13 protein-coding genes and 1 tRNA gene are annotated in these 18843 nt (G+C 65.5%); 10 read left to right on the forward strand and 4 right to left on the reverse strand.

Going from position 1 to position 18843, the window contains the following annotated elements:
• Positions 1-153 precede the first annotated feature (153 nt).
• The 3 genes from H8B02_RS08195 to H8B02_RS08205 form a co-directional block, all read right to left on the reverse strand.
• Positions 154-450, reverse strand: coding sequence for an OapC/ArvC family zinc-ribbon domain-containing protein (locus H8B02_RS08195; RefSeq protein ID WP_229165740.1), 297 nt, complete (start codon positions 448-450; stop codon positions 154-156).
• Between the two features lie 524 nt (positions 451-974).
• Positions 975-1430 (reverse strand): DUF992 domain-containing protein, encoded by a 456-nt coding sequence (locus H8B02_RS08200; protein ID WP_229165741.1) that lies wholly within the window; start codon positions 1428-1430, stop codon positions 975-977.
• A gap of 560 nt (positions 1431-1990) precedes the next feature.
• A tRNA-Arg gene (locus H8B02_RS08205) sits at positions 1991-2067 on the reverse strand.
• 289 nt (positions 2068-2356) lie between these two features.
• Here H8B02_RS08205 and H8B02_RS08210 point away from each other — a divergent pair.
• The 8 genes from H8B02_RS08210 to H8B02_RS08245 all read left to right on the forward strand — a co-directional run bounded on the left by H8B02_RS08210 (position 2357) and on the right by H8B02_RS08245 (position 15613).
• Complete coding sequence (locus H8B02_RS08210) at positions 2357-7564, forward strand: alpha-2-macroglobulin family protein (protein WP_229165742.1); 5208 nt, start codon at positions 2357-2359, stop codon at positions 7562-7564.
• A 98-nt stretch (positions 7565-7662) separates the two neighbouring features.
• Positions 7663-9774, forward strand: a complete 2112-nt coding sequence (pbpC, locus tag H8B02_RS08215; protein WP_512699904.1) for a penicillin-binding protein 1C — start codon at positions 7663-7665, stop codon at positions 9772-9774.
• 61 nt (positions 9775-9835) lie between these two features.
• Positions 9836-11581, forward strand: a complete 1746-nt coding sequence (locus H8B02_RS08220; RefSeq protein WP_229165744.1) for an ArnT family glycosyltransferase — start codon at positions 9836-9838, stop codon at positions 11579-11581.
• A 1-nt stretch (position 11582) separates the two neighbouring features.
• A complete protein-coding gene (locus H8B02_RS08225) occupies positions 11583-12428 on the forward strand; it encodes a phosphatase PAP2 family protein (RefSeq protein WP_229165745.1) in 846 nt (281 codons plus the stop codon).
• A gap of 67 nt (positions 12429-12495) precedes the next feature.
• Positions 12496-13272, forward strand: a complete 777-nt coding sequence (locus H8B02_RS08230) for a glycosyltransferase family 2 protein (RefSeq protein WP_376711618.1) — start codon at positions 12496-12498, stop codon at positions 13270-13272.
• Positions 13272-13610 carry a lipid-A-disaccharide synthase N-terminal domain-containing protein gene (locus H8B02_RS08235; RefSeq protein ID WP_229165746.1) on the forward strand — a complete coding sequence of 113 codons (339 nt, stop codon included), beginning with the start codon at positions 13272-13274 and terminating at the stop codon, positions 13608-13610. Before H8B02_RS08230 ends, H8B02_RS08235 begins: the two co-directional genes overlap by 1 nt.
• A gap of 459 nt (positions 13611-14069) precedes the next feature.
• Positions 14070-15350, forward strand: coding sequence for a M23 family metallopeptidase (locus H8B02_RS08240; protein WP_229165747.1), 1281 nt, complete (start codon positions 14070-14072; stop codon positions 15348-15350).
• On the forward strand, positions 15287-15613 hold the full coding sequence (locus H8B02_RS08245; protein ID WP_229165748.1) for a M23 family metallopeptidase: 327 nt from the start codon (positions 15287-15289) through the stop codon (positions 15611-15613). Before H8B02_RS08240 ends, H8B02_RS08245 begins: the two co-directional genes overlap by 64 nt.
• A gap of 18 nt (positions 15614-15631) precedes the next feature.
• Here the strand turns inward: H8B02_RS08245 and H8B02_RS08250 are convergent, their stop codons facing one another.
• The gene (locus H8B02_RS08250; protein ID WP_229165749.1) at positions 15632-17314 is read right to left on the reverse strand and encodes a Na/Pi cotransporter family protein; all 1683 of its coding nucleotides are present in this window, start codon (positions 17312-17314) and stop codon (positions 15632-15634) included.
• Positions 17315-17630: 316 nt separating this feature from the next.
• Here H8B02_RS08250 and H8B02_RS08255 point away from each other — a divergent pair, with 316 nt between their 5' ends.
• Both H8B02_RS08255 and H8B02_RS08260 read left to right on the forward strand, forming a co-directional pair.
• The gene (locus H8B02_RS08255) at positions 17631-17876 is read left to right on the forward strand and encodes a PilZ domain-containing protein (RefSeq protein ID WP_021079298.1); all 246 of its coding nucleotides are present in this window, start codon (positions 17631-17633) and stop codon (positions 17874-17876) included.
• 161 nt (positions 17877-18037) lie between these two features.
• Complete coding sequence (locus tag H8B02_RS08260) at positions 18038-18829, forward strand: tetratricopeptide repeat protein (protein WP_229165750.1); 792 nt, start codon at positions 18038-18040, stop codon at positions 18827-18829.
• Positions 18830-18843: the final 14 nt, after the last annotated feature.

Raw genomic sequence — 18843 nt, forward strand, 5'->3', positions numbered from 1 at the left:
ACCCGCAACCGTTCGTTCGCCTGCGGCTGCAACGCCGACGGCGCGCTTCGCCGTTCCCGGCTGGAGTGACGAATCGACGCGGCAATGGCTCGACCGCGCGTCGGAAAATGCCGGCCGAGGCGGCGGATAGTGCGGTAGCCCCTCGCGCCAAACTCAATCGGCACCGTCGTCTTCGGTTCCCCGCGCGCTCGATGCCGAGCGCCCGCCGTATTGCCGAGGAGCAGCCGCGGCCCTCCTCGTGCTCACGCCTTCGCTTTCACGTAGTTCCTTCCGTGCGCGCCGCGCGCTTCGCATCGCTTGTTTGATGTTTGCATCATGCGAGTCCTCGTCGAAGAACAGCACGATCTCGCAGCTCGGGCACTGACGCGAGTAACCGTTCTGCAGCCGCTTGGCGCGATCACGAAAGACGTTCTTGCAGCGTGTGCAACGGATCTGGACGGAGTCTTCCATATCGATCCCAAATATCCACGAACAATGAGCGCGCTGGCAATCTCTTCGAGGAAGCAATTCCAGATTAAGAAATCACGAAGCACGCCGCCCAAGATCGCTGCGAGAATTGGAACCTAGCAACGTGACGAACAGAATACGTTCGACATCTCAAGCGCCGTCGGAACTTTGTTCACGCACGGAGAACTACGGAATCGTTGCGTGCGCTGAATGATAAAGAACAAGACGCGATTTCGGAGGAGATCGTGAACATCAAAAAGAATGACCTCAGCGCGTGGGCCACGCTGAGGCCAAGTTGACACTTTGGTCGTGAGGCACCGTCACCAGTGCCTCGGTGCTTAACCTAGCTTCGTTTCTCTGCAGCCAAATAGCCCATATGGGCCATGATCGTTGGCACAGAACGTGCAGAGTTGGAGCTGTCAGGATTTTGCATCACCTTCCTGGGGCTAGGAGCAGCGCCGTCCGCGTCTATTTCAAGCGGGCGGCGTTGTGCATTTCGGCCGCCGGTACGCGGCTTCGATCAGGGATCAGCGATCCATCGGCCGAACTTCCAGGCTCTCGATTTTGACCGGCGGAGCCGAGAAAGCATCCTCGTTCAACGGATGCAGCGTGATCGGAGTATTCGTGCCGCCGGTGAGGACATTGTCGCCCGCGCCGCTTGCGTGGATGTAGCTGCCGGCGAGTTGGTCGAGCCCGAGCCACGGCACTGGCGCCATCACCTTCCAGGTCAGTGCGACTTCCTGGTCGCCGATGAAAATGCCGAGATTGGGAATAGCTGCGACGTAACGGCTGTCCGGTGCGCTATCGGCGTGCAGCACGCAATCGAGATTGGTCACCGCGCCCAGGATGAAACCGGTATCGGGGCCGCCACGACACGCGAGCGTTCCGGCCTGCACCTGTTGCGCCTCGGCGGTTGCGATGGGCGTGGCGAGAACGGCCGCGCCCCATACCGCAACGATGACCCAATGACCCGTTGTACGCATGGCGCTGTACAACGCGAAGGGACGCGCAATCGGTCCACGCTCTCGCGTGCGGCATTCGCTGGTGGTTAAGGGATCCTTAGAATTGGGGCGGCCAACGAAACTACGCCGCCGGGCTCGAAATGAATTGTCCCGGCGGCGCCCTGTTTCAATCTGGGCCCGCAATCCCAGTCATGTTCTGTCTGCGAGACTGCCGCCAAGGTTCGAGTAACCCGTATTCATACGGGCGTCAGCGTCTCGCGACAGTCTGGGGTCGGCTGCTGACTCTCTTGTGCCCCGGCGGAGGTCCGATGGTCACCCAGACCACCGCGGCAATCACCACAGCCGTCAGGATGGCGCCGGCCAAGGGCCGATCGTTATCCATGGTCCGTGCCTGTTCAGATATGATGCTCGACCTTCCGCATCTCCTGCAGGCGAGCCAGACAAAAATCCCGATACAATTCGTTGATGAAATCCCACATGACCGAATCCCCTTTTGGTGCAATGACGGGACGCTATCCCGGCTTTGTTTCCGGCCGGCTTCGCGGCGTCCGGAAAATGGCTTCATCGAACGGGGAGTGGCGTGGCGATCCCGGCAGGATTCGAACCTGCAACCCGCGGAGTAGAAATCCGCTACTCTATCCAGTTGAGCTACGGGACCGTGGCCGCCTTGTAGCATCCGCAATATGAAAAATCCGCCTTTCCGCCAAGTCCGTCCGAACCGATTTTTGTGGTCAGACGACAAAGGCGAGCAGGGGTCCCGTCCTGTGTTGGCCAGACCCGCCCGCCGAGCCGGCATGACGCTGCCGCCGGGGCTGGTCGAAGGAATGTCGGCAATGCAATCTGCGACGTTTTCGTCCGTTCATGTCAGCGCCTTCACTCCGTCACCTTTTCGCGCATTTTTTAGCCCCAACGCGGCGGTCGACCGCGGGGCGTTCAGGAGCTCCATCATGATCGGATTGGTTCGTGCGGCCGCACTTTGCGCCACGCTGGCACTCGGCCTGGTGAGCGCCCAGGCTGCGGACAAGGCCTTCAGGCGGGACGATCTCGCCGATTCTGCGATCAAGCTGGAAGCCCAGATCAAGAGCGAGGCGGGCGCGGTCAACAAGTCGGCCGCGACCTTGCGCATCGACGCGGACGCAGCCTTCAAGCGCAATGATTTCCGCGGCGGGCTCACGATCCTCGGCCAGATCGCGGCAACCGCGCCCGAGGACGGTGCCAACTGGCTGCGGCTTGCCAGGACCGTCTTCCAGATCCGGTCGGCCAGCTCCAGCGAACAGACCTTCCTGATGGAGCGCGCCTCCACCGCCGCCTACATCGCCTATCAGCGCGCCGGCAATGCGGGCGAGGAGGCCGATTCGTTGGCCGTGCTCGGCAAGGCGCTCGCGGAGCGCAAGCTGTGGCGTCCGGCGCTCGACGCGCTGCGGCTGTCGCTCGACCTGCGCGAGGTCGCCGACGTCCGGGGTCAGTATGAGAAGATGCGCGACGAGCACGGCTTCCGGCTGCTCGATTATACCGTCGATTCCGACGCAGCCTCGCCGCGGGCCTGCTTCCAGTTCTCCGAGGAACTGGCCAAGCGCGTCGACTTTGCGCCGTACCTCGCGCTCGCAGGCACCGACAAGCCGGCGCTGTCGGCAGAAGGCCAGCAGCTCTGCGTCGACGGGCTGAAGCACGGCGAGCGCTACAACATCAATCTGCGCGCCGGGCTGCCGTCGACCGTCAAGGAGACCCTGCCGAAATCGGCCGAGTTCAACATCTATGTCCGCGACCGCAAGCCGTTCGTGCGGTTCACCGGACGGGCCTATGTGCTGCCGCGGACCGGACAGCGCGGTATCCCGGTGGTTAGCGTCAACACGCCGGCGGTCACGGTCAACGTGTTCCGGATCGGCGACCGCAACCTGATCAACACCGTGATCGACAGCGACTTCCAGGGCACGCTGAGCCGCTATCAGCTCTCCGATCTCGGCGACCAGCGCGGCGTCAAGGTGTGGTCAGGCGAGCTTGCGACCGCCACCACGCTGAACCAGGACGTCGTCACCGCATTTCCCGTCGACCAGGCGCTGGGTGACCTGCAACCGGGCGTCTATGTCATGACCGCCGCGGCCAAGGGACCAGGCAGCGACGACGACGGCACGCTGGCGACGCAATGGTTCATCGTCTCGGACATGGGCTTGTCGGCGTTCTCCGGCAACGACGGTATCCACGTCTTCGTCAACTCGCTGGCCTCGACCGAACCGGTCGCCAATGCCGAAGTGAAGCTGGTCGCCCGCAACAACGAGATCCTGGCCACCCGCAAGACCGATGCAGCAGGCCATGTGCTGTTCGAGCAGGGGCTGGCGCGCGGCGAGGGCGGATTGTCGCCGGCACTGCTGACGGTGACGGACGAGAAGGCCGACTATGCCTTCCTGGGCCTGAAGACCAACGCCTTCGACCTCACCGACCGCGGCGTCGCAGGGCGCGCGATCCCGGCCGGCGCGGACGCCTTCGTCTATGCCGAGCGCGGCGTCTACCGCTCCAACGAGACCGTCTATTTGACCGCGCTGCTGCGCGACGGACAAGGCAACGCCCTGACCGGGACGCCGCTGACCATGGTGATCGAGCGGCCCGACGGCGTCGAATTCCGCCGCACCGTGCTGCCCGACCAGGGCGCCGGCGGCCGGATGCTGGCGGTGGCGCTGAACTCCGCGGTGCCCACGGGAAGCTGGCGGGCGCGCGTCTTTACCGATCCCAAGGGCTCGTCGGTCGGCGAGACCACCTTCATGGTCGAGGATTACATCCCCGAGCGGATCGAATTCGACCTGACCAGCAAGGAGAAGGTGATCAAAGCTGAAGTTCCAGTGGAACTTCAGGTTTCCGGCCACTTCCTCTATGGCGCGCCGGCCTCGGGTCTGCAGCTCGAAGGCGATATGCTGGTCGCACCTAGCGCGGCCGGGCGGCCCGGCTATGCCGGGTACCAGTTCGGCGTCGACGACGAGCAGACCGCGAGCAACGAGCGGACCCCGATCGAGGACCTGCCGGAGGCCGATGCCAACGGCGCGGCGAGCTTCCCGGTCAAGCTCGAGAAGGTCCCGGCCTCGACCCGGCCGCAGGAGGCCCAGATCTTCATCCGCATGGCGGAGACCGGCGGCCGTTCGGTCGAGCGCAAGATCGTGCTGCCGGTGGCCCCAGTGGCCTCGCTGATCGGGGTCAAGCCGCTGTTCGGCGACAAGAGCGTGGCCGAGGGTGACAAGGCCGAGTTCGACGTCGTGTTCGTCGCGCCCGACGGCAAGCAGCTGCCGCGCAACGGACTGCGCTACGAGCTGTTGAAGCTGGAGTCGCGTTACCAATGGTACCGGCAGAATTCGTCCTGGCAGTATGAGCCGGTCAAATCGACCCGCCGCGTTGCCGATGGCGACGTCAATCTCGCGGCCGACAAGCCGATGCGCCTGACCTTCCAGCCGCAGCCCGGCCGCTACCGGCTCGATGTGAAATCGACCGATGCCGATGGTCCGGTGACCTCGGTGCAGTTCGATGTCGGCTGGTACTCGGACGGCAGTGCCGACACGCCCGATCTGCTCGAAACCTCGATCGACAAGCCGGAATACCAGTCCGGCGACACCATGACGGTGTCGGTGAACGCGCGCATCGCCGGGAAGCTCACGGTCTATGTGCTCGGCGACCGCCTGCTGACGACCCAAAGCGTCGACGTCAAGGAGGGCACCCAGCAGGTCAAGCTCCCGGTCGGCAAGGACTGGGGCACCGGCGCTTACGTCATGACGACGCTGCGCCGTCCGCTCGATGCCGCCGCCGGGCGCATGCCGGGCCGCGCGATCGGGCTGAAATGGTTCGGCATCGACAAGAAGACACGCACGCTGGCCGTCGAGCTTTCGCCGCCCGCATTGGTGCGGCCGGGCACGACGCTGAAGATTCCGGTCAAGCTCGGCGGGCTCAATCCCGGCGAGGACGCCAAGGTGGTGCTGGCTGCGGTCGATGTCGGCATTCTCAATTTGACCAACTACAAGCCGCCGGCGCCGGACGACTATTATCTCGGCCAGCGCCGCCTGACCGCCGAGATCCGTGACCTCTACGGCCAGCTGATCGACGGCATGCAGGGCACCCAGGGTCAGATCCGGAGCGGCGGTGACGCCGCCGGTGCCGAGCTGCAGGGCTCGCCGCCGACGCAGAAGCCGCTCGCGCTCTATTCCGGTATCGTCACGGTCGGCCCTGACGGCACTGCCGAGGTGAGCTTCGACATCCCCGAATTCGCCGGCACGGCGCGGGTGATGGGGGTGGCGTGGAGCGCCACAAGACTCGGCCGCGCCAATGTTGATGTGATCGTGCGCGATCCCGTGGTGGTGACCGCGACATTGCCGCGTTTCCTGCTGACCGGTGACAAGGGCACCATCAGCATGGATATCGACAATGTCGAAGGCGCCGCCGGCGATTACGCCGTCAGCGTCAAGGCAAGCGGCCCGATCAAGGCCTCGGGCAATCCGACCACGACGGTGAAGCTCGCCGCCAAGCAGCGCACCTCGCTGTCGCTCGGCCTCGAGGCCGGCGGCGCAGGGCGCGCCGATTTCGACGTCGACATTTCCGGGCCGAACGGGATGACGTTGGCGCGGCACTATGCGCTCGACGTCAAGCCGGCGACCCAGGTGCTGGCGCGCCGCTCGATCCGCACGCTGGCGAAGGGCGAGAGCCTGACGCTGACGTCCGATATGTTCTCCGATCTGGTGCCGGGCACCGGCAGCGTCTCGGTCTCGGCGAGCCTGTCGACCGCGCTCGATGCGGCGAGCATCCTGAAGGCGCTCGACCGCTACCCTTATGGTTGCTCCGAACAGATCGCCAGCCGCGCGTTGCCGCTGCTTTATGTCAACGATCTCGCCGCCGGCGCCCATCTTGCGATGGACACCGCGGTCGACCAGCGCATCCGCGACGCGATCGAACGGCTGCTGGCGCGACAAGGATCGAATGGCTCGTTCGGCCTGTGGTCGGCGGGCGGCGACGACGCCTGGCTCGACGCCTACGTCACCGACTTCCTGACCCGGGCCCGTGAAAAGGGCTTTGCGGTGCCGGACGTGCTGTTCAAGAACGCACTCGACCGCGTCAGGAATTCGGTGGTCAATGCCAACGAGCCGGAGAAGGACGGCGGCCGCGATCTGGCCTACGGCCTCTACGTGCTCGCGCGCAACGGCGCCGCGCCGATCGGCGACCTGCGCTATCTCGCCGACACCAAGCTGAACAATCTGGCGACGCCGATTTCCAAGGCGCAGCTTGCCGCGGCGCTGGCGCTGGTCGGCGACAAGGCGCGGGCGGAGCGGGTCTATGGTGCCGCGCTCGATGCGCTGAACCCCAAACCGGTGATCGAGTTCGGCCGGGTCGATTACGGCTCGGCGCTGCGCGATGCGGCGGCGCTGGTTTCGCTCGCCGGCGAGGGCAATGCGCCGCGCACTACGCTGACGCAGGCCGTGCTGCGGGTCGAAGCGGCGCGGGGGCTGTCGCCTTACACATCGACGCAGGAGAATGCGTGGATGGTGCTGGCGGCACGCGCGCTCGCCAGGGAGACGATGGCGCTCGACATCAATGGCCAGCCGGTCAAGACCGCGGTCTATCGCAGCTACAAGGCCGAGGAGATGACGGGCCAGCCGCTCAAGATCACCAATACTGGCGATGCGCCGGTGCAGGCGGTGATCTCGGTGTCGGGCTCGCCGGTGACGCCGGAACCCGCCGCCTCCAACGGCTTCAAGATCGAGCGCAGCTATTTCACGCTCGACGGCAAGCCGGCCGACGTCAGCAAGGCGAAACAGAATGACCGCTTCGCGGTTGTGCTGAAGGTGACGGAAGCCAAACCGGAATTCGGTCACATCATGGTGGCCGACTATCTGCCGGCGGGGCTCGAGATCGACAACCCGAACCTGGTGTCGTCGGGCGATTCCGGCACGCTCGAGTGGATCGAGGACGGCGTCGAACCGAAGAACACCGAGTTCCGCGATGACCGCTTCACCGCGGCGATCGACCGGGGCGCCAACGACAAGTCGGTGTTCACTGTCGCCTATGTCGTGCGCGCGGTGTCACCCGGCAAATACGTGCTGCCGCAGGCTTATGTCGAGGACATGTACAACCCCTCGCGCTACGGCCGCAGCGGCACCGGCGCAGTCGAGGTCAAGCCGGCGAAATGAGTGATCGTGGAATGAGCAAGGACGTGCGTCCAAAACTCTTCTCGTCATGGCCGGGCTTGACCCGGCCGTCCAGGGATGCGTCCGCTGGCAAGAAAGACGTGGATGCCCGGGTCGAGCCCGGGCATGACACGCGTAGCGGGCGGTTGGTGCTTCGCATCGCCGGCGCTGTTGCGATCGTGCTCGTCATGGTTGCTGCGGCCTTCGCCGCCTGGGTCGCCTCGCTCGGGCCGCTACCGCTTGCGCAGGCGCAGCAGGTCTCGACCACGGTCATCGACCGAAACGGAAAACTGTTGCGCGCCTATGCGATGGCGGATGGGCGCTGGCGGCTACCGGTGGACGCCAAGGCATCGGTCGATCCCACCTATCTGAAGCTGTTGTTCGCCTATGAGGACAAGCGCTTCTACGCGCACCACGGCATCGATCCGCTGGCGCTGTCGCGCGCCGGATTCCAGATGCTCACAAGCGGCCATATCGTCTCGGGCGGTTCGACGATCACGATGCAACTGGCGCGGCTGATCGAGCCGCGGCACCAGCGCTCGGTCTACGCCAAGCTGCGGCAGATGGTGCGGGCGGTTGAACTGGAGCGGCAGCTTTCGAAAGACCAGATCCTCGATCTCTATCTCGCGCTGGCGCCGTTCGGCGGCAATCTCGAGGGCGTGCGCGCCGCCTCGATTGCCTATTTCGGCAAGGAGCCGAAGCGGCTCTCGCTTGCGGAGGCCGCGCTGCTGGTGGCGCTGCCGCAATCGCCGGAGCGGCGGCGGCTCGATCGCTATCCCGAAGCCGCGCATGCTGCACGCGACCGCGTGCTCGACCGCATGGTCGAGGACGGCGTGGTGGCGAAGGAGGACGCCGCGCAGGCCCGGGCCACGCCAGTGCCGAAGCTGCGCAAGCAGATCCCGATCCTGGCGCCGCATTCGTCCGATCAGGCGATCGCGACGATGAAGGATGCGCGCGTCATCAAGCTGACGTTGGACGCCACGCTGCAACGGAACCTGGAGGCGCTGGCGCGCGATCGCGCCATCGCGCAGGGATCTGACGTCTCGGTTGCGATCGTCGTCGTCGACAATGAGACGGGCGACGTGCTCGCGCGCGTCGGCTCCGCGGATTATTTCGACGAGCGGCGGGCCGGGCAGGTCGACATGACGCGCGCGGTGCGCTCGCCGGGTTCGACGCTGAAGCCGTTCATCTATGGCCTCGCCTTCGAGGACGGCTTTGTCCATCCCGACAGCCTGATCGAGGATCGGCCGATCCGGTTCGGCTCCTATGCGCCGGAAAACTTCGACATGACGTTCCAGGGCACGGTGCCGATCCGCAAGGCGCTGCAATTGTCGCTGAACGTGCCGGCGATCGCGCTGCTCGACCGCGTCGGCGCGAGCCGGCTGTCGTCGCGGCTGAAGCAGGCCGGCACCAACCTCGTGCTGCCGAAGGACGAGGCACCGGGCCTTGCGATGGGCCTCGGCGGCGTCGGCATCACGTTGCAGGATCTCGCCCAGCTCTATTCCGGTCTGGCGCGGCTCGGTGCGACCAAGCCGCTGCGCGAGATCGTGCAGGCGAATGACGGCCGCGACACGATGCGGCTGATGGATCAGGCCGCGGCCTGGCAGGTCGGCAATGTCCTGCTCGGCACGCCGCCGCCGGAGAACGGCGTGCACAACCGGATCGCGTTCAAGACCGGCACCAGCTACGGCTATCGCGATGCCTGGTCGGTCGGCTTCGACGGCCGGATCACGATCGGCGTCTGGGTCGGCCGTCCGGATGGCGCGCCGGTGCCGGGCCTGGTTGGGCGCACGGCGGCGGCGCCAATCCTGTTCGATGCCTTTGCACGCACCGGGAAGATCCCGGCGGCGTTGCCGAAGCCGCCGCGGGGCGTGCTGGTCGCCTCCAACGCGAAACTGCCGCCGCCGCTGCGCCGGTTCCGGCCGCTCGGCGAACTGGTTCGCAGCGGCAACGACCAGGCGCCACATATCCAGTTTCCGCTGAACGGTTCACGCATCGACGTCAATCAATCCGAGGGCGGCAGCCATGCGGCGATGCCGGTCAAGGTCGCCGGCGGGGTACTGCCGCTGACGGTACTCGTGAACGGTGTCTCAGCCGGGGACATCGACAGCCGGCGGCAGCGCCTGATCGACCCGCCCGGGCCGGGCTTCGCGCGGCTGACCGTCATCGACGCCACTGGAGCAGCGGATACCGTTGTGATCCGCGTGCAATGATCGCGCGGGAAAGCGGAACAGCACGGTTGTTTGCGCTGCGGTTTCATCGTATGCGAAACCCATGGTGGATAGCCTCCAACCCCGGCGCTTCGGAGCAGGGCAACAGTCTGTAAAACCTGCGCATTCGAGCCGCAGGCTGTTCATGGCGTTCGAGTTCGCGACGGCCAGCCAATGGCGTTCGATCCTGTTCCTGACGCTGACCTGCCTGGTGCTGTTCCTGCCGGGCTTCTTCACCATCCCGCCGATCGACCGCGATGAGGTTCGCTTTGCCCAGGCCACCAAGCAGATGGTCGAGAGCGGCGACTTCGTCGATATCCGCTTCCAGGACGACGTCCGCTACAAGAAACCGGTCGGCATCTACTGGATGCAGGCGGCGGCGCTGAAGACGATCTCCGCGCTCGGGGTGCCGCGCGCCCAGGTCCGCATCTGGGTGTACCGCCTGCCGTCCCTGATCGGCGCCATCGGCGCCGTTTTGCTGACCTATTGGACAGCGCTTGCCTTCGTGACGCGACAGGGCGCGGTGCTGGCTGCCTTGATGATGGCAAGTTGCGTGCTACTAGGGGTCGAAGCGCGGCTCGCCAAGACCGACGCCATGCTGCTGCTGACGGTCACCGCGGCGATGGGCGCGATGGCGCGGGTGTATCTGTCTTGGCAACGCGGCGAGGATCCGGCGCATCCATCATGGGCGCCGCCTGCGATCTTCTGGACGGCGCTGGCGGTCGGCATCCTGCTCAAGGGCCCGCTGATCCTGATGTTCGTCGGCCTTGCCATGGCCGGGCTTGCGATCCTCGATCGATCGGCGGCCTGGTTCTGGCGCATGCGCCCGGTCTGGGGCCTGATGTGGACCCTGGTGCTGGTGCTGCCGTGGTTCGTGCTGATCTTCCTGCGCGCCGGCGAAACCTTCTTTGCCGACTCCGTCGGCGGCGACATGCTGAGCAAGCTCGGCGCACAAGAATCCCATGGTGCGCCCCCCGGGCTCTATCTACTGTTGTTCTGGATCACGTTCTGGCCCGGCGCGCCGCTCGCCGGCATGGCGGCGCCGGCTGTCTGGCGCGCGCGGCGCGAGCCGGGTGCCCAGTTTCTGCTGGCCTGGTTGATCCCGTCCTGGATCGTGTTCGAGGCGGTGCTGACCAAGCTGCCGCACTACGTGCTGCCACTCTATCCGGCGATCGCAATCCTGACCGTCGGCGCGTTGGAGCGGCGTGTGCTGTCGCGTTCCCCTTGGCTGTTGCGCGGCGCTGCCTGGTGGTTCGCTATCCCCGCGTTCGGCGCCGTGCTGGTGATCGTCGGCGCCATCAAGGCGATTCATCAGCCGGTGTTTCCGGCCTGGCCGTTGTTCGCGGTGGGGATGGTGTTCGGCCTGATCGCCTGGTGGATGTTCGAGGACAGCCGCGCCGAGCGCTCGCTGCTCAATGCGGTGATCGCTGCGGCGCTGATGGCGGGCGCCACCTATGGCGTGGTGCTGCCGCGGCTCACCACCGTGTTTCCGAGCCAGGAGGTCGCACGCGCGCTGCGCAACGTGACCTGCGTCGGCCCGAGGGCGGCTGCTGCCGGCTTCCACGAGCCTAGCCTCGTGTTCATGACCGATACGTCGACGCTGCTCACCGACGGATCGGGCGCCGCGGATTTCCTGGGGCAGGGCTCCTGCCGCTTCGCGCTGGTCGAACAGCGCTCGGAGCGCGCCTTCGTGCAGCGCGCCGAAGCGATCGGCCTGCGCTACAACGCGCCGGTGCGGATCGACGGCTACAACATCTCGCAGGGCAAGGCCGTTTCGATCGCGATCTTCCGTTCCGAAGGGACGGAGTGACATGGCGGCGCCGCCAGCCACCGCGGAATCCGCCAACTATTTCGGACGATTGCTGACGCTGGTCTGGCTATCCTTTGCCCAGCTCGTGCGTGCTCCGTCGCATTCTCGCCGGTCCGAGGCGGCGCGACGCTCCGCGCGCCATGGACTCCTGCTGGTCGTCGGCGTTGGCGCCGTGATCATCACGCTGATGTATGCGGTCGATGTCGCCGAGATCAGCCTGATGCCGCCACGCGGCACGCCGGGTCTCTGGTGGGTGAAGACGCTCACCGATTTCGGCAAGGACGAGTATGTGCTGTGCGCGCTTGGCCTGCTGCTGATTGCGGTTGCATTGGCGGCACCGGCGCTGCGCGGTGTGCCGCGCGCGACTTTGCTCGGCCTCGGAACGAGGCTGCAATACCTGTTCCTGTCGGTCATATTGTCGGTGGCGGTCGGTGAGCTGATCAAGTGGATCGTCGGCCGCGGACGACCGTTCGTTGGCGGCAAGGCCGACGCGTTCAACTTCCAGCATTTCGCCGGCATCGAGGCCTATTCGAGCTTTCCGTCGGGACATTCGATCACCGCGTTTGCGCTGGCCTTCGCCGTGTCGGCGGTGTGGCCAGGCGCGCGGATCGCGATGCTGGTCTATGCGCTGGTCATCGCTGCGACCCGGCTCGTGCTGCTTGCCCATCATCCGAGCGACGTGGTGGCCGGCGCGCTGGTTGGCGTGATCGGCGCAATGGCCGTGCGCTACTGGTTCGCCGCCCGCCGCCTTGGTTTCGCCATTGATCGCGATGGCACGGTGTTGGCGGTGTCAGGACCGTCGGAAGAGCGCCTTAAAAGGGTTGCGAGGAACGCCTTCGCCCCATAAAAGCGGTCGCCCGATGGCCGGATCGGGCGGGTTCCAGCCGCTGCCAACACCAACCACGAGTGCCGATTTGCCTGCTTCCGACCAGACGCCGGTCGCCGTTTCCATCGTCGTGCCTGTGCGCAACGAGGCGGACAATATAGCGCCGCTGATCGCCGAGATCGCGGCGGCGCTCGACGGCCGCTGGGCCTATGAGATCGTCTACGTCAATGACGGCTCGACCGACGCCACCGGCGAACGGCTGAGCGCGATCATGGCGCAGCGGTCCAATCTCCGGCAGCTCCGCCACACCGTCTCGTCGGGCCAGTCCGCCGCCGTGCGCAGCGGCGTGCGCGCCGCGCGCGGGGCGATCGTGGCGACGCTTGACGGGGACGGCCAGAACGATCCGGCCTTCCTGCCCAACCTGATCGCGGCGATCGAGAGCGGCAATGGCCGGGTTGGCCTCGCTGCGGGCCAGCGCGTCGGACGCAAGGACACCGGCTTCAAGAAGCTGCAGTCGCGGATCGCCAACGCCGTGCGCGGCATCATCCTGCGCGACGGCACCCGCGACACCGGGTGCGGCCTGAAGGCGTTTCCGCGCGAGGTGTTTCTGGCGATGCCCTATTTCGACGGGCTGCATCGCTTCCTTCCGGCGCTGGTCCGCCGCGAGGGGCTCGCGATCGCCTATGTCGATGTCGTCGACCGCCCGCGCCATTCCGGCGTGTCGAATTATGGATTCTTCGACCGGCTCTGGATCGGGATCATGGATCTCGGTGGCGTGTGGTGGCTGATCCGCCGCAAGAAGCCGACGCCGGTCGTCACTGAAGTGACAGGCACTGAAGTGCCTGATGTGACCGAGGTGAAGTGATGCTGATTCAGTTCGGCCAGGCGCTCAGCGCCTATTTCTACGAAGTGTTCATCGCCAAGTTCGACTTCTGGCTGGCGTTCGGCCTGATCGCGCAATTGTTCTTCACCGCGCGCTTCCTGGTGCAGTGGATTTCCAGCGAGCGCGCCGGCCAGAGCGTGGTGCCGATAGCGTTCTGGTTCTTCTCGATGGGCGGCGGTTTGATGACGCTGATCTACGGGTTCGCCAAACGCGAGCCTGTCATCATCATCGGGCAGGGCCTCGCGACGCTGATCTACATCCGTAACATCATGCTGATCGTGAAGAACCGCGCCAAGGCGTCGAAGACGCTCGACAGCTGATCGTCGTGGTCGTCAGTGCGACGAGCGGTATGCGGGGCCTCCTCGACAAACTCGATGGAGTCCAGCACCGGGCGCCGCTCGACATTGTGATCGAAACAAAACGACGGTCAAACAATCGCCCCAAGGCGTATGGCATCTACGCTTCGTCGTGGGCGTGGCTGCACCCCGAAACCATGCGCCAAGGGATGAGGGGCGTTGATGACCGGCCGTGGCGAACCGACCAGAGCGCGTGGTTATCCATCGAGCGTCCGTGATGTCCCGATGCTTGACGAGCCGCCGCTGACCGGCGAGCGCGGCCTGCCGGACCGGCGTGCAGTCAGTATCCGCTGGATGGCCGGGACGATTCTGATCGCGACCGCGGCCGTCGCGCTCCTTGGTGGCGCGCTGCGCGGTGCATTCGGCTATCGCACGCGATTCGCAGCATCGCCGGTCGTTTCACTTCCGCGCTTCACCGGGCAAGTGGTTGACGAGGCGCGGCGCGGCGATCGTCTGGATCGGAGACCAGGCTCGCAAGGCCGTCCCTCGGCGCTCAAGATCGAGCAGCTGAGCGATGCCGGCTCGGTCCGTCGATTTACCCGTGTGTCAGCGCGGCTCGCGGAGATCGATCCCGAACCACAACAGGACCATCGTCGCGAAGCACCGGCAGACGGCAAGGACGAGCAGCGAGCGGACGCGCAACCGCTGTCGGAGTTACCAGCCATCATACGGGCGGGTCCATCGCGCCGCGGGCTGCCGGGCCGCACCAGCTCCTATGCTGACGGTGAAGATGTGCCGCAGCCGCATTCTCCGATCGGGGAGGCTGTCAACGTAACCAACCTTCCGAAGTCGCCTTCCTCGTCGCGTCACCATCGACATGTCGTTATCGCGAGGAGCGGTGACACGCTGTCCGCCATTCTGCGGGCGTTGGCCGCGGCTGCGGAGGACGCACCGTCGATCCTTGCCGCTTTCCCGACGCCTGGCAGTCGAGAGACGCTGTCTGGTGGCGAGAAGATCACGATCATCGAACAAGACGGAGACCCCGGGGCGCCGCGCGGCCATGTCGCGAAAGTGTCGATCGAACGGCCAGACTCAGGAGTGTCCGCTGTCGGTCGCACCGATAGCGGACAGTACCAGGCGATCGTGCCGGAACAGCCGGATGTCGTCGTGTCGAACGGGAAATTGTTGCGTCAGTCGATCGACACCCACTCCGTCCCCGGCGAGACGCTACGTGACGGACTTAACGCGCTTGCACGCTCCAATCATGTCGACGAGGGGATCGTTGCAGAACTGATGCGGCTTTGCGGCCGCGATTTCGATCTCGACGAGCCTCTCGGCGACGCCGACGTCGCCAACATCATCTATGCTCCCAACGAAATTGGCCAGCCGGAGCTGGTCTTCATCGACTTGACGGCCGGCGGGCAGGCGCGCCGCTACTATCGGTTCACGGCCCCGGACGACGGCAGCTCCGACTTCTACGATGAAGATGGTCAGTCCATCACCAAATTCCTGTTGCGCAAGCCGGTGGTCAGCGGCCGCCTCGGCGACGGCTTTGGTTGGCGCATCCATCCGATCCTCGGCGACCGCCGCTTCCATGAGGGTGTCGATTTTGCCGCGCCCTATGGTTCGCCGATTGCGGCCGCGGCGCCGGCGTCGTCGAGACCGAAGGCTATGAGCACGGCTACGGGAAATTTATCCGCGTGCGGCACGATCGCGGCTATGAGACGACCTACGCCCACGTCGCGAATTTCCCGCCCGGGCTGAAGATCGGAGACCGTGTTCGTCAGGGCGAGACGATTGCCTATGTCGGATCGACCGGGCTCTCGACCGGACCGCATCTCTATTACGAGGTGCGGATCAACCGCCATAACGTCGATCCGCTGCGGATGAAATTGTCAGGCGGCCGGCTGCTGCAAGGCGATCTCCTAGGGGCCTTCGATCGCCAGCGGGACAGCATCGACCAACTCGCGGCGGCCTCCGCGTTTCCGCAGCGGCCGCCTGGCTCCGAACACCGGCCGCCTACGTAGTCTTGGAAGTAAGTTTGATCACGGCCGCCCGGGCGCCGGCAGTTCGGCCGCCTCGACCGCATTCGCGCGATCGGCGGCAGTCTCGCCGGCGGCATCGAGCACGGGATAGGCGACCGAGCAGATGTGCGAATGGATGCGGCGAAGGTCGCGCAGCACGTCGAGATGCAGCGAGGTGGTCTCGATGGTCTCGGGCCGGCCTTCGCGCAGGCGCTCCAGATGGCGCTCGACGGCGGCAAGCTCGGCCGCGCGCAGCGCCGCCTTCTCGGTGAGCAGCTTGCGCGCCTCGGCGGCGTCGCCCGACATGAACACGCCGAACGCGAGCCGCAGCGAGTCGATCGTGCGCTTGTGGAACGCCGACAATTCCTCGGCGCCTTCGGCCGAGAATTGCAGGCGATGCTTGATCTTCTTGGTCGCGAGCTCGCTCAGGTTCTTATCGATGATGTCGCCGATATGCTCGAGATTGATTGCGAACGCGACGATCTCCATGGCGCGCTTACCTTCGCGCTCGTCCAGGCTGCCCCGAGTGAGCTTCGTGACGTAAAGCTTGATCGCCTCGTTCAGCCGGTCGACGGTGTTGTCCATCTTCGACACCTGGTCGACCATTGCGCGATCGTTGGTCAGCATCGCGGTCATCACCTTGCGCAACATCGCCTCGGTGTGGTCGCCCATATGCAGCACCTCGCGCGCGGCATCGGCCAGCGCGAGTGAAGGCGTCTCCAGCGCGCTCTCGTCGAGATAGCGCGGCCGTGACGGATCGGTCTCCTGCGCCCGCTTGGGCAACAGGCGCTCGAGCAGACGCGACAAGTGGTCGAGCACGCCGATGAACAGCAGCGCGGTCGCAACGTTGAAGGCGATGTGGAACAGCGCGGTCGCCTTGGCGAGATCGGGCTGCCAGGCGTAAATTTGCTCGGTGATCGGGCGCAGGAACGGCGCCACCAGCAGGATGCCGATGACGCGGTTGACGAGGTTGCCGACCGGCAGCCGGTAGCTCGCCGGATTGTCGCGCCGCGCCCCCTCCATCAACGGATTGACGGCGCTGCCGAGGTTGGCGCCGAGCACGAGCGCGAACGCGGCATAGGGCGAGATGAACTGTGAATAGGCCAGCGACATCACCAGCAGCACGCTGGCGACGCTGGAATGGACCAGCCAGGTCACGACCGCGCCGATCAGGATGCAGAGCACAGGATCGCCGGTGATCGCGTTCAGGAACACGCGCACGCCCGGGGCATTCTCGGCCGGCGCCATCGTATCGAGCAGGATATGCAGCGCGAGCAGCATCAGGCCGAGGCCGATCGAGACGCGGCCGAGATCCTTGATCCGGGAGCGCGGCCCGCTGCGGAATGCAACCAGGCCGACGATGAACAGCACCGGCGCCGCGGCGGCGACGTTGAACGACAGCACCTGCACGATCAGCGTGGTGCCGATATTGGCGCCGAGCATGATCGCAAGCGCCGGCACCAGGCTGACGATCTCCTCGGCGGCGAAGGAACTGGTGATCAGGGCGGTCGCGGTCGAGCTTTGGAGCAGGGCAGTCAGGCCGAGGCCGGCGCCAAGGGCGGTGAAGCGGTTGTTCAGCGCCCGGGCCAGCAACAGCCGCAAATCGGGCCCGAAGGCCCGCAGAATCCCGCTGTGGACCATGTGCAGGCCCCACAGCAAGAGCGCGACGCCCCCCATCAGATCAAGCAGAACAAGACTTCCCATACTTCCTGGATATCCCGGCAAATTCGAGTCGAAGGGGTCACGCTATCGTCAAATGACCTGGGATCAACCCCTTTTTGTTCCTGTTGGAACGGGCTTGTCGGAAGGGCCTGTAACGAGCGCGGCCGCCAATTGAGGCACTGAGGTCACTGGAGCCGGCCTCATGGTTCAACGGTGAGGCCCGGTAAACGAATCTCGAACATGACCGCTCAATTGCGATTGGTTCCGCTAGGCAGTTTCCAATCTTTCCCCGTTATGACGGTGGGAACGAGAAGCTGTCCAGCCGAGAAGCTATCCAGAAAAGGGCTTGGGGATCAGAATGTTTGTCAATCGCCGCAAGAGCGAACGCCGTGAGTGCCGGAGCGTCGCCAAAATTCAGTTGGGCACAGGGTCGCTGCCACGCGACTGCATGATCACCGATATCTCGGCTGGCGGCGTCAAGGTGATCGCTGAATATCTGGAGATTCCGCCGGAATTCACCATCATCCTGTCGAGCGGCAGTCCGCGTCAGTGCCGCCTGGCCTGGCGGATTGGGCACGAATTCGGCGCCCAATTCGTCGACTAATCCGGGCGGCTCGCGCGGCGTCCGGCACCGCTTCTGGGCCGGATGACGGCGAGATGATGGCATCCTTAACCGGAACTTAGGGTTAAGCTGTGAGCATCCCGGAACCTTCGCTGTTCCGAGTCTCGTTGATGTCTGACAAACTACCCCGACCTTCAGGCCGAATGCACCGTCTCGCCGGCTCGGTATCTGCCGCGCTCGTGCTGATCGGGCTATCCGCCTGTCAGACCTCGGGTCCGTCCGATATCACTGGGTCATTGGGCGATACGGCGGAGTCCACGCCGGCCCCAGCCGACCCGCGGCGCGACATCGCGACCTACCACGAACGCGTTCGCGCCAATCCGAAGGATACCGACGCCGCGCTGAAATACGCCCGGGCGCTGCGCGCCACCGGCCAGCGGGCGCAGGCGGTCGCGGTCATGGAGCAGGCGGTGCTGGCGCAGCCCAGCAACAAGGCGCTGCTCGCAGGCTACGGACGGGCGCTCGCCGACAACGGCAATTTCCAGCAGGCATTCGACGTGCTCGGGCGCGCCCACACCCCGGAAGATCCGGACTGGCGCATCCTGTCGGCGCAGGGCGCCGTGCTCGATCAGCTCGAGCGCCACGACGAGGCCCGCCAGTATTACGCGAGCGCCCTGAAGATCGTGCCTGACGATCCGTCGGTGCTCTCCAATCTCGGCCTGTCCTATCTGCTGTCGAAGGACCTGCCGAAGGCCGAGGAAACGCTGCGCCGTGCCCGGGATCGCGCTCCCGACGACATGCGAGTGCGCACCAATCTCGCCGTCGTGGTCGGCCTGCAGGGCCGCCAGGCCGAAGCTGAAACCATCATGAAGGCCGACCTGCCGCCGGAGCAGGGCTCCGCCAATGTCGCCGCGCTCAAGCGGCTATTGGCGCGCAAGGATGCGAGCCGCACCGATATGGACAAGATCCCGGTCGCGGCCAGCCGTCGCGACTAGAGCGTTCTCACGCG

This window comes from Bradyrhizobium altum (assembly GCF_020889705.1).
GTDB lineage: Bacteria > Pseudomonadota > Alphaproteobacteria > Rhizobiales > Xanthobacteraceae > Bradyrhizobium > Bradyrhizobium altum.